Raw genomic sequence first — 14293 nt, forward strand, 5'->3', positions numbered from 1 at the left:
GCGAGCGGCGGCGTCGGAAGCGGCGCCACAGGGTGCTCGGCTAGCGTGGGTGCGTGCCATCCAGTTACCTCGCCCCGAAGGGCACTCCCGCCACGCTCCTGGAGTTCGAGCACGGGGGTGCGACGCTCATCGCAGAGACGTTCGGGGAAGGCCCCCACACCTATCTGCTCCTGCACGGCATCGGCATGGGACGCAGCGTCTACCTCGACATCGTGCAACGGCTCGAGGGGCGCGTGATCGCACTCGACCTCCCCGGATTCGGTGAGGCGCCCGAACCGACGCGCACCCTCACCATGGAGCGGCACGCCGACCTGGTCGCGGCCTATCTGACGCACACGGGGGCGAGTCCGGTCATCGTGATCGGCCACTCGATGGGAAGTCAGATCGCGGCCGAGCTCGCGGCGCGGCATCCCTCCCTCGTCGAAGGCGTGGTGCTGGCCGGCCCCACGGTGAACAAGGCGGCGCGCAACGTCGGTGCCCAGGCGCGGTACCTGCTGCTCGACCTGATCGGCGAACGCCCGTTGGTGCTCTGGCGCGGGGCGAGGGAGTACCTGCGCGGCGGCCCGCACCTGATCCGGAAGATGCGCGCGACCATCGTGCACGAGCCCGAAGACGCGTTCGTCCGCATCGAGTGCCCCGTGCTCGTGCTCCGCGGTGAGAGCGACCCGTTGGCGCCGCTGAGCTGGTGCCGCGAAATCCTCGACGCCATCCCCGGCGCCGCCCTCGAAGTCATCCCCGACCACGGTCACGGCACCCTGATCAGCGACTCCGAGCCCGCAGCCCGACTGATCCACGAGTTCGCCGCTCGCCTCTGACCCCTCACCGACCGTCGGCGTTCACAACTCCTCAAGATCGGCGTGCCGGCCGCGTCCAAACCCTGCGCAGGGAGGATTCACCTCACTTCTTGAGGAGTTGTGCACGCGCAGCGTTCCGGAAGTGCGGGCCCAGACTCTGCACGACCGCATCGACCGCCTCGCGCAAAGCGGAATCTCTGCGCAAGATGTCTGAGGCGAGGGGACGGATGGTGATGTACCCCTTCGTCGCGGCAGCCAGATCGCGCCGACGATCGTCGACCTGTTTCTCCCAGCCCTCGTGGAACTCCCTGCTGTCGCACTCGATGATGAGCCACCCCTCGACGAGGAAATCCACTCGCCCCACTCCGTCGATCGCCACCTGGGTCTCGTAGGCGATTCCCAGCGTCCGCAGGATGAGCCTCATGAACGTCTCCGGCCCCGACTCCGCTGACGAGTCGACGAGAGTGAGCAGGATCCTGAAGCGCACCGGCAACCGCTCGAAAACACGCGCGATCTCCTCCCCCGTCATCAGACCGTGGTGCAGGATGCTGTCGAGTGTGGCGACGGCAGCCCGTGGGTGCTGACAGCGGACCGCTTGCATCAGTGCATCGCCGAGAGATGCCGCATGCAACGGTTCGGGATCGCCGGACCATGTGTTCCAGTGGAGCAGTGTGTGCTTCGACCGAGGGGGCCGCACTCGAGAGGATCCCGGTCGCACATGCACGTGCAGCACCCCTCGCAGATGGACGAAGACTCCGATCTCGGCGAGAAGGGAGACACACGACAGACGACCGCCGATCCGCACGGCCTCAGCCACCTCGGCAGACACCGGTTCGATCGCGTACCGGTCTCTGCGGAGTCGCCCAAGTCGACCACCCTCGACGGCACGAACGATGTCGCGCGACGTCATTCCCGATGCCACCAGGTCGGCGCGCGAGAAGACGGTCACGGCGTAGAACCGAGCAGTGCGTTGACGGACGGTCATAGGTCGCATCCGGGAAGCTTGGCGGACCGGCGCGGCGAGCGGGGCAGACTGCGCGGAATGGGGATGGATTTCCCCGATGCGGTCCCTTGGGAGGAACAGTCAAGCGCCGATGACACCCACCCCGCCGTTCACAACTCCTCAAGAACATGCAGATTCGGCAGGAAGAGCCACGAATCCAAACCTTCCGAGCTCGGATCTAGGGAGTTGTGAACACTCGATGGCTCTGCCCGGCCGGCTCTGCCCGGCCGGCGCGGCACCGGCGCGACACCGAGGGGAGGTCAGCCGGCGGCGGGCGGGGTCTGCTTCGACTCAGCGAGCTCGTCCACGACGAGGCCCCGCTGCTCGATGGTTCCGTTCCGGTAGGCCTGACGCCCGACGATGTGCGCCGAGAGCGGAGCGGTCGCGAACTGCATCAGCACGATCGGCGCGATGAGCGCGAGACCGACCAGGATGCCGCCGATCGACCGCTGCGACAGGGCGATCGCGATGCAGATGAGCAGGAGTCCGAGGACCTGCGGCTTGGTGGCCGCGTGCAGACGGGAGGGCACATCCCGGAAGTGCAGCAGTCCGACCGCCGCCGACAGGCACAGCACGGCGCCGAGCAGGATGAGCACCAGGACCGCCACGTCGATGACGGCATCCGGGATCATGAGACCGAGCACGTTCATGGTGTCGTGTTGTCCCTTCTCGCGACGAACCGGGCCACCGCGATCGACCCGAACACTCCGATGGCCGCGATGATGAGGAGGACGGGGATGTTCCGGGTGTGACCGTTGATCGCCATCTCCGCACCGATCACGCACATCACCTCGGTGAGGAGCACGTCGGAGGCGACGGCGCGGTCGAGGATCGACGGTCCGCGCACGATGCGGATCAGAGCGAGGATCGCGGCGATGCCGAAGACGACCATGATCAGCAGGAGCAGGATGTTCATCGGACACCGCCCTTCGCTCCGAGTCCGGCCCGTTCGTCGGCCTTGAGTGCACGGTACTGCGCGGGGTCGCCGAGCGCACGCACGATCCTGCGCTCCCACCGGAGCACCCCGGCGCGCTGCTTCTCCACGTCGTCGGTCGTCCGGACGCCGATGACGTGCAGGTACAGGATGCGTCGGTCTCGATCGGTCTCGACGACCAGCGAACCCGGGATCAGTGAGGACACCACGGCGACGTGCGTCATCACCAGGTCGTCGGCGTAGCGCAGGGGCACCGCGACGATGGCTGTGCCCGGTTGGCGGCGGAAGTCGAACACCTGCACCGTGACCGAGAGCGCGCCGTTGAGCACGGCGAAGAGGAACTGCACGACGAAGAGTGCCGCGTACCAGAGGTTGACTCGACCGGAGAGGGCGACGGTGGGCAGCCGGAAGACGCGGGTGACGAAGATCGCGACGATCAGTCCGGTGAGGAAGGACAGCACGGTGAACTGCGCCCACAACAGCATCCAGAGCACGACGAGCCACGCCAGGAAGGGCAGCTGCACCCGGATGTCGCGCCAGAGATGACGTCGGGTCTCGCGCACCATCAGCCCACCTCCTCTTCCAACTGCACCAGGCTCACCGGCTGCAGCAGGGCGGCACCGATACGGTCGCACAGGGCGTAGAGGGGACCGGCGAAGACGGTGAGGGCGAGGGTGACCGCGACCATCCCCCCGGTCGCGACGGTCATGATCTTCGGGATGCGACGACGCTCCTGCTGCTCGTCGGCGGCCGGGGCGTTGCCGAGGTAGGAGATGCGCCCCTCGGTCTCGGTGGAGTCCTCCTCCTCACGCCAGAACGCGAGGTTCCAGGCGCGCATGAGGGCGTACAGCGTGAGCAGCGAGGTGATGATGCCACCGAAGATCAGCACGAGCATGAGCGGGGTGCCGACGGAGGCCGCCGCCTCGAACAGTGCGAACTTGCCGATGAACCCCGAGAAGGGTGGCAGGCCACCGAGGTTGATCGCGGGCACGAAGTACAGCACGGCGATCACGGGGGCAACCTTGAGGAGTCCCTTGACCCGCAGGATCGATGTGCTGCCCGCTCGACGTTCCACAAGGCCGACTGCGAGGAACAGGGTCGTCTGCACGACGATGTGGTGGACGATGTAGTACACCGTCGCACCGATCGCGGCCGGCGTCGCGATCGCGAGACCGAAGATCATGTAGCCGACATGGCTGACGAGGGTGAAAGACAGGATTCGTTTGAGCTCCGCCTGCGCGACCGCACCGAGCACCCCGACGATCATGGTGGCGAGCGCGATGATGAGCAGCAGGGTGTCGATGCTGTTCGAGGCGAAGAGCTGCGTCTCGGTGCGGATCAGCGCGTACACGCCGACCTTGGTCAACAGGCCTGCGAACACCGCGGTGACCGGGGCGGGCGCGGTCGGGTAGGAGTCCGGCAGCCAGAAGGACACCGGGAAGATGGCCGCCTTGATGCCGAATGCCACGACCAGCATCAGGTGCAGCACCAGCTGGGTCTCCTGCGGGAGCTCCGACATCCGCTCGGCGATCTGCGCCATGTTGACCGTGCCGAGCGCACCGTAGATCATCGCGATCGACGCCAGGAACAGGATCGACGACACCAGCGAGACGACGATGTAGACCGCGCCGGTGCGGATCCGGGACTCGGTGCTGCCGAGGGTGATCAGGACGTACGAGGCGACGAGCAGGATCTCGAAGCCGACGTAGAGGTTGAAGAGGTCGCCGGCGATGAAGGCGTTGAAGATACCGGCGGCCAGGATCAGGTAGGACGGGTTGAAGATCGAGATCGGTGTCTCGTCGGTGCCGTCGGCCGCACCCTGGCCGACCGAGAAGAGCAGGACCGCGACCAGCACGATGCTCGAGATCAGCACCAGAAGCGCAGCGAGCCGGTCGACGTAGAGCACGATGCCGAACGGGACGGGCCAGCCGCCGACGGACACCGCGAGCGGCTCACCTCCGTCGACCACCACGAGGAGGATTGCGGCGATCACCGAGACCGCGGCGAGCGTCGCGACGGTGACGACGACCTGGAGCCGTGGGTTCCGGCCGAAGACGAGCGTGACCGCGGCTCCCAGGAGCGGCAGGGCGACGAGGAGCGGGACGAGGGCGGTCATGGCTTGCCCTCCTCGTTCTGTCCGTGGTCGTGACGTTCGTCGTGGTCTGCGTCGCCACCCCAATCGGTGGGCGCATCGAAGGGTGCGTCGTCGTGGATGGCGGAGTGATCACGCATGTGCAGCACCGTGATCGGCGACGTCTGCACCCCGACGAAGTCCGTGGTGGCCTCGTCGTCGTCGGTCTCGGACTCGTCGTCCATGAGGTCTTCGTCGGCGTCGGTGCGCTCGCGGAGCGCGATGTCGGCCTCGTCGTCCTCGACGGTGTCGGCTTGGCCGAGCTGCCAGGAGCGGTAGATGAGGGCGAGGAGGAAGGCGGAGACCGCGAACGTGATCACGATGGCGGTGAGGGTGAGCGCCTGCGGGAGCGGGTCGCTCATCTCGCCTTCGGTACCGAAGAACGGCGCGTTGCCCGGCACTCCCATCACGATCAGGAGCAGCAGGTTGGTCGCGTTGCCGAGCAGCAGGAAGCCGATCAGCACGCGGGTCAGGCTGCGCTCCAGCATCGCGTACACGCCGCAGGCGAAGAGCACGGCCATGATGATGATCAGGGTGAGGGAGACGTCCATCAGCGGCTCCTCCCCTCACGGGAGAGGAAGCCTTCGGGACCCGGTGTGGACCGGAGGGCAGCCTGCCGATCGACCTCGGCGCCGAGGCTGCGCAGGACGTCGAGGACCAGACCGATCACGACCAGGTACACGCCCACGTCGAAGATGGTCGAGGTGACGAACTCCATGTGCCCGATGCCGGGGATCTCCCATTCCCAGAAGGTGCTGGTCAGCGGTGCGAGGCCGAAGAAGAGCGGCACGACCGCGGTGCCGACGGCGAGGATCAACCCGGTGCCCAGGAGTCGCCCGGCGTCGGTGGGCGCCGCGGCGCCGAGCTCCCACCGGCCACCGGCGATATATCGCATGACCAAAGCCATACCGGCGACGAGTCCTCCGGCGAAGCCTCCGCCCGGAAGGTTGTGCCCGGAGAACAGCAGGAAGATCGAGACCACGATGATCGTGTGGAACAGGATTCGGACGATCACCTCGAGCAGGATCGAGCGGTTCTCGGGCTTCATCCTCTGTCCGCCGACGAGCCAGGCACGCGGGCTGCTCTCGTTCTCGGATGTCTGGAAGCGGATGCCCTCGGTGGTCTCGACGAGCGGGCGGCTGCGGGCGGCCTTGCGGGTGGCCCGCGGCAGATTCTTCGTGCCCGCCAGAAGGTCGGCCCGGTGCGTGACGAACACCAGGGAAGCCACACCCGTCGCGGCCAGCACAAGCACCGAGAGCTCACCCATCGTGTCCCAGCCGCGCAGGTCGACCAGCGCCACATTGACCACGTTCTTGCCGTGGCCGATCTCGTAGGCGATCTCGGGGAAGATCTCCGAGATCGGGTCGGCGATCCGGGACTGGGTCGCCACGACGGCGATGAAGGCCATTGTGACGCCGACGCCGATCGCGAGCAGCGCGCGCGGAACCCGGCCGACGGAGGCGTTGTGCTCGCCCATCCGCGCGGGGAGGCGACGGAGCACGAGTGCGAACGTGACCATCGTGACGGTCTCGATGAGGATCTGCGTGAGAGCGAGATCCGGGGCACCGCTCGTGGCGAAGAGGACCACCATCCCCAGGCCGGTGACCGACACCAGGACCACTCCTGTGTAGCGCTTCTGCGCACGGACCGCGAAGACTCCGGCGATCGCCATGATCGGTGCCACGACGATCTGGGCGGGGGTGTGCCATGCCGACAGGTTGTAGCGATCGATGTCACTCGCGATGAGCGCTGTCACCTCTGCGGAGACGAACACCACGAAGATGGTGCCGACGTACACCGGCAGGGAGCCTCGCTGGGTGAGCGTGGTGCTTAGGACCGACAGGCGGTCGACGCCGCGCATGACGAGGTAGTACACGTCCGCCGCCGTGAAGCGCAGCAGGCGGGCCTTGCGGTCCCACCCGGTCTTGCGGCTGAGCAGGAAGAGCCCGATGCCGAGCAGGATCGAGAGGATCGAGATGCCCAGTGCAGGTTCGACGCCGTGCCAGAGGGCGAGATGCCCCGGACCCTCGACGGCTTCTCCGGCATGGTCGAGCCCGGGGCTCGCGGTGAGCGCGTACCCCTGCAGGGCGACGTCGAGCGCAGGGGCGCCGATTCCCGCGGCGAGGGTGACACCGGCGAGGATGATCGGCGCCGACAGGAATCCCACCGGAGGGTCGGGCCAGGCGGTGTCCGGGAGCTGCTGTCCCTGCTCATCACGCTTCTTCCAGAAGGCCCCCCAGAGGAAGCGGGCCCCATATGCCGCAGTCAGCATGGAACCGAGGACCACCCCGATGAGCGCGACCAGACCCCACGGGGATCCTCCCAGCGCATCGTCGAGAAGAGCGGTGAGGGTCGATTCCTTCGCGACGAAACCGATGGTCGGAGCGATGCCGACCATCGAGGCGATGGAGATGAATGCCGCCGTCGCCATGACGGGAGCCTGGCGTCCGACACCGGAGAGCTCGGTGATGTCTCGCGTGGAGAGCTGACGGTCGATGACGCCGACGATCAGGAACAGGGCCGACTTGAACAGCGCGTGACCGATGACCAGGGCGAGGCCCGCGAGTGCCGCGGCCTGGGTGCCGTAGCCGACGACCACGGCGAAGAAGCCGAGCTGGCTGACCGTGCCGAACGCGAGGATGCGCTTGAGGTCGGTCTCACGCAGCGCCTGGATGCCGCCGATCAGCATCGTCAGGATGCCGAGGGTGATGACGATGGGGCGCCACGGCGCGCTGAACGCGAAGATCGGGGCGAACCGGGCGATCAGATAGATACCTGCCTTCACCATCGCCGCCGCGTGCAGATAGGCGCTGACGGGAGTCGGCGCGGCCATCGCGCCGGGAAGCCAGAAGTGGAACGGGAACAGCGCCGACTTGCTGACCGCTCCGACCAGCAGCATGACGATCGCGGCATCCACGATCGGTCCGGACGGCGCGATCTCGAGGATCTCGCGGATGCTCGAAGTGCCGGTGTCGACGACCAGCAGCACGACTCCGACGAACATCACGAGTCCGCCGAGAGTGGTCACGAGGAGTGCCTGGAGCGCTGCGCGTCGGCTGGCGGCACGGCGCCGGTAGTGACCGATGAGGAGGTAGGAGAGGATGCTCGTCAGCTCCCAGAACATGACCAGCATCACGAGGTCGTCGGTCAGGACGAGACCGTACATCGCGCCGGCGAAACCGAGCAGCACCCCGGCGAACTGACCGATGCCCGCGGTGTCATCGTGGAAGTACCACCGGCAGTAGAGCAGCACGAGGGCGCCGACCCCCGTGACGATGAGCGTGAGCACCCAGCCGAGCACGTCCATGTTCATGGACAGGTTGAGGCCGAGTTGCGGGATCCAGGCGACCGACTCGAACGGAACCGGACCGTCGAGGACCTGTGGCGTCATCACCAGCGCATGCACGAAGGCGGCAGCCGGGACGAGGGCCGCGATCGCGAACGCCTGAGCTCCGAGCCAGCGCACCAGAACGGGCATCAACAGCGACCCGAGGAGGAACACGGCGAGGAGCGTCAGCATATACGCGGCTCCCTCGGGGGTCGTCGGCCCCACAGCTCTCGCGGGGGTCTCGCGTCCAGTTTACCGGCGGGAGGCGCACCTCGCGCTTCTCGCTCTGCACGAACGTGCAAGAGTGGTCGCATGCGGGCGTGGGTGCGGGAGCTGGCCGGTGGGGTCGGAGCCCTCGAGCTGGCACTGATCACCGCCGCGCAGGTCGCTGCGTCCGCGCGTTCCGAGTTGCTGTTCCGTGACGCGGATTCCCTGGTCGTGGCGATGTTCGCGCGGTCCGTCCTCTCAGGACAGCCGATGGACTGGGCGATGTCGAGCGTGCTGTTCCTCCCCGAGACCGCGGTGTTCGCCGGCCTCGACACGATCCTGCCGTTCGAGGTGGACGGTCTGTTGGCCGTGAGCGCCGTGGTGAACCTGCTCGCCCTGTACGGAGCCGTTCGCGTCGTCGCCGGCCGTCGGTCCGAGCGATCGGCGCCCGTGACGTGGTCGTTGCTGAGCGTCGCCGCCTTCTCCGTGCTCGCCATGACCGCAGTATCGGCGTCTCGGGATGCGCTCGAGCTCGCGTCCTTGACGTTGACGACGACCTACTACGCCGCGACCGTCGTCGCCGTCGTGCTCTCGGTCGGACTGGCCCGGCGGGTGCTGGACCGGGGCGCGGGCGGCGCCGTCCCGCTGATCGCGCTCGGCGCCACAGCCCTCGTGTCGACCCTGTCGAATCCTCTCTACGCGGTGTGGGCGACGGCGCCGATCACCCTGCTGCTCGCCCTCCTCCTGATCCGAACGACGCAGCGGGCCCGGATCGGCGTGGTGATGGCCGTGCTTCTCGCCGGGACGATACTCGGATTCCTCGGACGCATTCCATTGGCGGCATGGATCGCTAACACCGGTGCCGGCTACGTGGAGCCCGAGCGGTGGTCCGAGTCTCTGCAGTACTACTGCGCGCTGCTGATCGGCCGACTGTCGACCCCCGGCGGGATCATCGCCGGGCTGCTCGTCCTCGCACTCCTCGTGCTCGCCGGCTTCCGCACGGCACGGGCCTCAGACGACGGCACCCGCTTCGTCGCCACGATCGCCTGGCTCATGCCGATCCTCGTCGCGGTCGGGGCGATCGCGGTCGGCACCCATGCGGCCCGCTACCTGCAACCCCTCGCCTTCGCACCCGTGCTCGCGCTCGTCGCATCGCCTCACATCGTGCGGGTGCTGGTACGGGTCCGCCCGATCCTCGCGGCCGCGTCCGTCGCGCTGCTGGTCGCGGGCGGCGCGGCGAGCGTCCCTCGGCTCTCCGCCGCCGCTCAGGTCAGCGACCCCGACCTGGCCTGCGTGACCGAGTGGATCGACGCGTCCGGCCGCACCGGCGCCGGCGCCGGGCAGTTCTGGACCGTCCGCCTGCCAAAGCTGCATCTGCAGAATCCCGCCCGACTCGTCCAGGTGGATCACGAACTGCGGGGCTACGCCTGGCTCGTGAACCGGCACGACTTCGACGTCGGCGAGGTGACGTTCCTGCTGGAGGACGCGCAGACCGTCCCGTGGAGCCTGCCGCTCCCGGCCGTGCCCGAGGAAGTGGTCGACTGCGGCCGCTATCGCATCCTCGATTTCGGCGAGACCGCTCTCCCGCTCGGACCGCAGCGCAGTTGATCCGCACCGTACCCGGTCAGCGCGGGGCGGGGCCCGTCGTGGTGCCGGCGTGGAAACGGCAGGTGAGATGCTGCGTGACGCCGGGTTCGCCCCGGAGCATGCGTGCGATCTGCTCCCCCGCTGCCCGCCCCTTCTCGACAGCCGGCTGCACGCTGGTCGTGAGGCTGAGGTCTCCGAGACCGTCGAGCGCGATGCCATCGAATCCGGCGACGGAGAGGTCCTCCGGCACGCGGAGTCCCGCCTCCTCCGCGGCGCGGATCACCCCCACCGCGAGCAGATCGCTCTGCGCGAGCACGGCTGTCGGCCGGGTGGCGGGATCGGCGAGGAGCATCCTTCCCACCAGCACCCCTTCGTCGATGAGGCTTCCGGCGGCGGATATCGCGAGGGCGTCGGGGAAGATCTCTCGTGTCCCGGCGAGCCGATGGATCGTGACATCGACGGTGGCGTTCGCGAGCCGCTCGGGAGTGATCGCCGTCCGTTCGCGCTCGGTGTCGAGGGGAAGCGTGACCAGGGCGACGTCGCGGTGGCCGAGGTCCCGCACATGGCGCGCGATGTCGGCGGAGGCTGCCGCGTTGTCCAGAGTGATGCGCGGGATCGACTCCCCCGCGTCTCCCTCGATCACGACGACGGGGAGGCCTCGCCCGACGACGATCTCGAGTGACGACCTGGTTCGTGCCGAGCAGCCGATCAGCACGACCGCATCCACCGGAGCATCGGCGATACCCGCACCCTCTTCCCCCGGCTCGTCGCGCATCAGCAGGATCCCCGCACTGAGTTCGGCCAGCCCGTCGGTGAGTCCGTCCATCAAGGCGGTCGTGACCGGGTCGAGGAAGGCCGCGCGGAGGTGACCTTCGAGCACGACCGCGACGATGCCGCTGCGTCCTCGCCGCAGGGATGCCGCTCGCGGGTCGGGGCCGGCGTACCCGAGGTCGGCCGCGGCGGCGAGGACCCGCTCCCGAGTCGCGGGGGCCACCTTCGCCTTGCCGCTGAAGACGACGGAGGCGGTGGAGGTCGCCACACCCGCCTCGCGCGCGACGTCAGCGATCGTGGGCCGACGTGGCGTCTCCTGACTGCTCATACTTCGAGGATAGCTCCCTTCGTTTCCGAATTGTCGAATCGATTCGATAGGCTGTGCGGCATGGATTCAGCCCTCACCCGATCGCAGTTCGTCCGCTGGCGTGCGGCGATCTTCGCCATCTTCCTGGCGAGCGGCCTCTCGATCGCGACCTGGGCGTCGCGCGTGCCCGGGATCAAGCAGGCACTCGATCTCGACAACGCGCAGGTCGGCCTGATCCTGCTCGGCATGGGCATCGCGTCGATCGTCGGCATCTCGACCGGCCCTGCCGTGATGGCACGCACCGGAGCGCGACGGGGGATGCTCCTGACGATGCTGACGTTCGCCACCGGCATCGTGCTCGTCGGGTTGGGCGCGAACGTCTTCGGCTCCGTCACGGTGGTCCTGATCGGCATGGCGCTGTTCGGCTTCGGCAATGGCTCGGTCGACGTGATGATGAACGTCGAGGCGACGGCGATCGAGCAGCAGATGAGGCGCACGATCCTTCCCGTGTTCCACGCCTTCTTCAGTTTCGGCACGGTCATCGGCGCGGCGATCGGCGCGCTGGCGGCCCAGCTCAGGATCGACGTCGCCACTCATGCCACCGTCATCGGCGTACTCATCGCCGTGATCGCGGTGGTCTGCTTCTTCCAGGTGCCGTCGCGAGAGGCAGCTCTCGACCCGACGGATCACGAGAAGCCGCCGTTCCGCGCACGCATGCACACGGCGTTGGAGGCATGGCGCGAGCCTCGGACGTACCTGCTCGGCATGGTGATGCTCGGGATGTCTTTCGCCGAGGGAGGCGCGAACGACTGGATCGCACTGGGCACCGAACAGGGGCACGGGTTCGCGGAGGGCACGGGGGCGGTATCCCTCGCGGTGTTCTCGATCGGGATGACGACGGTGCGACTGTTCGGCGGGCCGCTGGTCGACCGCTTCGGTCGCGTCCTGGTGCTGCGCATCCTCGCCGTCGCCGCGGCGTCCGGCATCCTGCTGTTCATCCTCGCGCCGACCTTCCCTCTCGTGCTCGTCGGTGCGGCGCTGTGGGGGGTCGGTGCATCGCTCGGCTTCCCCCTGGGCATGTCCGCGGCCGCAGACGATCCGGCCAAGGCCGCGGCGCGGGTGAGCGCCGCCGCCACGATCGGCTACGTCGCCTTCCTCGGCGGCCCGCCCGTCCTCGGGGTCATCAGCGAGCACATCGGTCTGCTCAACACGCTGTTCATCCTGGTCGGGCTGGTCGTGCTGTCGGGGCTGTTCTCCGGAGCCGCCCGTCCACTCCGCGAAGACGAGAAGACACCGGTGGCGCGCACGGAGCAGGGCTGAGGCTCAGCCCTCGCGCCCCCGCACCAGAGCGGCCGCGTGAGAACGGCTGCGCGCGCCGAGTTTCGTGAGCACGTTGGACACATGCGTCTTGACGGTGGGCACCGAGATGCGCAGTCGCGCCGCGAGCTGAGCGTTCGACCACCCCTGGAGGATGCCGTCGAGCACCTCCTGCTCGCGCACGGTGAGGTCGTCCTGCGCCCGCCTGCCCGGCGCCTGCGTCCCCGGTGCCGGGTGATCGGTGCTCCGGACGACCGCGGCGAGCGCTCGTCTGGTCACCCGCGGATCCAGCGCCCCCTCCCCCGCAGCCACCGAGCGCACCGCCTGGACGAGGGTCGGCGCATCGACCGTCTTGAGGAGGAAGCCCACGGCGCCGGCACGGATCGCCCCGAACACGAGCTCGTCCTCATCGAAGCTCGTCAGCACGAGGACGTCTCCGAAACCGCGCTCGACGATCTCCCGGGTCGCGGAGATCCCGTCGCGACCCGGCATCCGCAGATCCATGAGCACCACGTCGGGTCGCAGAGCAGCCACGTTCCGGACGGCCACGTCACCGTCCGCCGCTTCCCCGACCACGGTGATGCCTTGCGCCTCGAGCATGATGCGCAGACCGGCTCTGATCGCCCCGTGGTCGTCGGCCAGCAGCACCGTGGGGGCCGTCACGCCCGCACCTCGACCGGGATGCGGCCTTCGACGGACCATCCGTCCGCGACCCGGCCGGCCGAGAATTCACCGCCCAGTGCCCCGACACGTTCCCGCAGCAGTTGCAGTCCCCATCCCTCGTCGCCGTGCGCGGCTGCCGCACTGGCGACCCCTCCTCGCGAGTGCACCCCGACGCGGACCCCGGCGTCGTCCCCCTCGATCGTGATGTCGACCTCGGCACCACTCGCGTGCCGGATGCAGTTCGTGAGGGCTTCGCGCACGATGCGGACAACGGCCTGCTCGGGGCCGGCACCGAGGTCGGGGAGCTCGCCGGCGGTGAAGCGGATGAGGAGACCCGTCCGCTCCGCCTCCCGCACGATGCCCGCCAGGTCGGACCAGCGCGGTGTCGGGGTGAGACTCCCGTTTCCGCGACGCAGGACCGAGATCATGGACCGCAGGGCGCCGTGGGCGTCGAGACCTGCATCGCGGACGGCCCGCAGCGCATCCCGGTCCGTCGTGCGGTCGGGCTCCATCGACAGCGCGGCCTCGGCACGGATCGCCATCGCCATGACGTGGCCGGCCACCACGTCGTGCAGCTCCCGCGCCATGGTCTCCCGTTCGCGCTGCACGGCCTCGACGCGGTCCCTCTCCGCGGCGGCGGCGGCCTCTTCCGCGCGCTGGCGGTGCAGCTCCGCGAGCTCATGGGCTTGGGACACGGCGACGGCCCACCAGTAGTCCGTGCCGAAGATCGCGCCGAACTGCACGCCGATGAGGAAGGCGACGGGGAATCGCACGTCGGTGAAGAGCCAGGCAGCCAGGAAGAGGAGGATCGTCGACGCCCCCAGCAGCCCGAGCAGTACGCGGCGCCCGTGCGGTCCGGCGAGGAACGCCGCCGTCCACAGCACGTCCAGCAGCACGACGAGGGTGCCGAGGCCGCCGACGGTGAGCAGATCGATGACGAAGAGCAGCGTTACCAGGACGAGCACCGTCGTCGGCATCCGCCTCTTGGCCAGCGCGAGCGCGCATGCCGGCAGCGCGAGCACCAGAGACCACCAGGGTGAGAACGGCTCGGGGAGAATCGAGAACGGCCCCCAGATACCGCGGAACCCGAGCGCGGCCATCACGATCGCGAGAAGGGCCATGCCGACCGGATCGGCCCACCAGCGGTGACGGCGATACCAGGCGCCGAATCCGCCGTCGACCTGCTCATGCATGCCCTCATGCAACCACGGTGCGCGTGCCGGCGCATCCGACGAAGGGATGAGGAGGGCG

At 68.6% G+C, this 14293-nt stretch carries 13 protein-coding genes; 3 read left to right on the forward strand and 10 right to left on the reverse strand.

Annotated features, from left to right (window positions below; all coding sequences use genetic code 11):
• The first annotated feature begins 53 nt into the window (after positions 1-53).
• Entirely contained in the window at positions 54-815 is a 762-nt protein-coding gene (locus tag E0W80_RS05315; RefSeq protein WP_131491603.1) for an alpha/beta hydrolase, read from the forward strand.
• A gap of 82 nt (positions 816-897) precedes the next feature.
• On the opposite strand, the gene E0W80_RS05320 is transcribed toward E0W80_RS05315, so the two are convergent.
• From E0W80_RS05320 to E0W80_RS05350, 7 genes are all read right to left on the reverse strand, one after another.
• A complete protein-coding gene (locus E0W80_RS05320) occupies positions 898-1779 on the reverse strand; it encodes a hypothetical protein (RefSeq protein ID WP_131491604.1) in 882 nt (293 codons plus the stop codon).
• A gap of 278 nt (positions 1780-2057) precedes the next feature.
• Positions 2058-2447 carry a monovalent cation/H(+) antiporter subunit G gene (gene mnhG / locus E0W80_RS05325; protein ID WP_131491605.1) on the reverse strand — a complete coding sequence of 130 codons (390 nt, stop codon included), beginning with the start codon at positions 2445-2447 and terminating at the stop codon, positions 2058-2060.
• Entirely contained in the window at positions 2444-2713 is a 270-nt protein-coding gene (locus tag E0W80_RS05330; protein WP_047523448.1) for a monovalent cation/H+ antiporter complex subunit F, read from the reverse strand. Before E0W80_RS05330 ends, mnhG begins: the two co-directional genes overlap by 4 nt.
• On the reverse strand, positions 2710-3297 hold the full coding sequence (locus E0W80_RS05335) for a Na+/H+ antiporter subunit E (protein ID WP_047523452.1): 588 nt from the start codon (positions 3295-3297) through the stop codon (positions 2710-2712). Before E0W80_RS05335 ends, E0W80_RS05330 begins: the two co-directional genes overlap by 4 nt.
• Positions 3297-4847: a Na+/H+ antiporter subunit D gene (locus tag E0W80_RS05340; RefSeq protein ID WP_047523454.1), complete on the reverse strand. Its 1551-nt coding sequence runs from the start codon at positions 4845-4847 to the stop codon at positions 3297-3299. The genes E0W80_RS05335 and E0W80_RS05340 overlap by 1 nt, the downstream gene beginning before the upstream one ends.
• Complete coding sequence (locus tag E0W80_RS05345; RefSeq protein ID WP_052193689.1) at positions 4844-5413, reverse strand: Na(+)/H(+) antiporter subunit C; 570 nt, start codon at positions 5411-5413, stop codon at positions 4844-4846. Before E0W80_RS05345 ends, E0W80_RS05340 begins: the two co-directional genes overlap by 4 nt.
• Positions 5413-8382, reverse strand: coding sequence for a Na+/H+ antiporter subunit A (locus E0W80_RS05350; protein WP_131491606.1), 2970 nt, complete (start codon positions 8380-8382; stop codon positions 5413-5415). The genes E0W80_RS05345 and E0W80_RS05350 overlap by 1 nt, the downstream gene beginning before the upstream one ends.
• Positions 8383-8502: 120 nt before the next feature.
• Between E0W80_RS05350 and E0W80_RS05355 the strand changes: the two genes are divergently transcribed.
• Positions 8503-10005 (forward strand): hypothetical protein, encoded by a 1503-nt coding sequence (locus E0W80_RS05355; RefSeq protein ID WP_131491607.1) that lies wholly within the window; start codon positions 8503-8505, stop codon positions 10003-10005.
• Positions 10006-10021: 16 nt separating this feature from the next.
• Here the strand turns inward: E0W80_RS05355 and E0W80_RS05360 are convergent, their stop codons facing one another.
• On the reverse strand, positions 10022-11083 hold the full coding sequence (locus tag E0W80_RS05360) for a LacI family DNA-binding transcriptional regulator (RefSeq protein ID WP_131491608.1): 1062 nt from the start codon (positions 11081-11083) through the stop codon (positions 10022-10024).
• A 60-nt stretch (positions 11084-11143) separates the two neighbouring features.
• Between E0W80_RS05360 and E0W80_RS05365 the strand changes: the two genes are divergently transcribed.
• Positions 11144-12382 (forward strand): MFS transporter, encoded by a 1239-nt coding sequence (locus tag E0W80_RS05365; protein ID WP_047523467.1) that lies wholly within the window; start codon positions 11144-11146, stop codon positions 12380-12382.
• 3 nt (positions 12383-12385) lie between these two features.
• On the opposite strand, the gene E0W80_RS05370 is transcribed toward E0W80_RS05365, so the two are convergent.
• Both E0W80_RS05370 and E0W80_RS05375 read right to left on the reverse strand, forming a co-directional pair.
• Positions 12386-13042, reverse strand: a complete 657-nt coding sequence (locus tag E0W80_RS05370; protein WP_240740462.1) for a response regulator transcription factor — start codon at positions 13040-13042, stop codon at positions 12386-12388.
• A complete protein-coding gene (locus E0W80_RS05375; RefSeq protein ID WP_131491610.1) occupies positions 13039-14235 on the reverse strand; it encodes a histidine kinase in 1197 nt (398 codons plus the stop codon). Before E0W80_RS05375 ends, E0W80_RS05370 begins: the two co-directional genes overlap by 4 nt.
• Positions 14236-14293: the final 58 nt, after the last annotated feature.

It is taken from the genome of Microbacterium sp. PI-1, from assembly GCF_004337555.1.
Taxonomy (GTDB): domain Bacteria; phylum Actinomycetota; class Actinomycetes; order Actinomycetales; family Microbacteriaceae; genus Microbacterium; species Microbacterium aurugineum.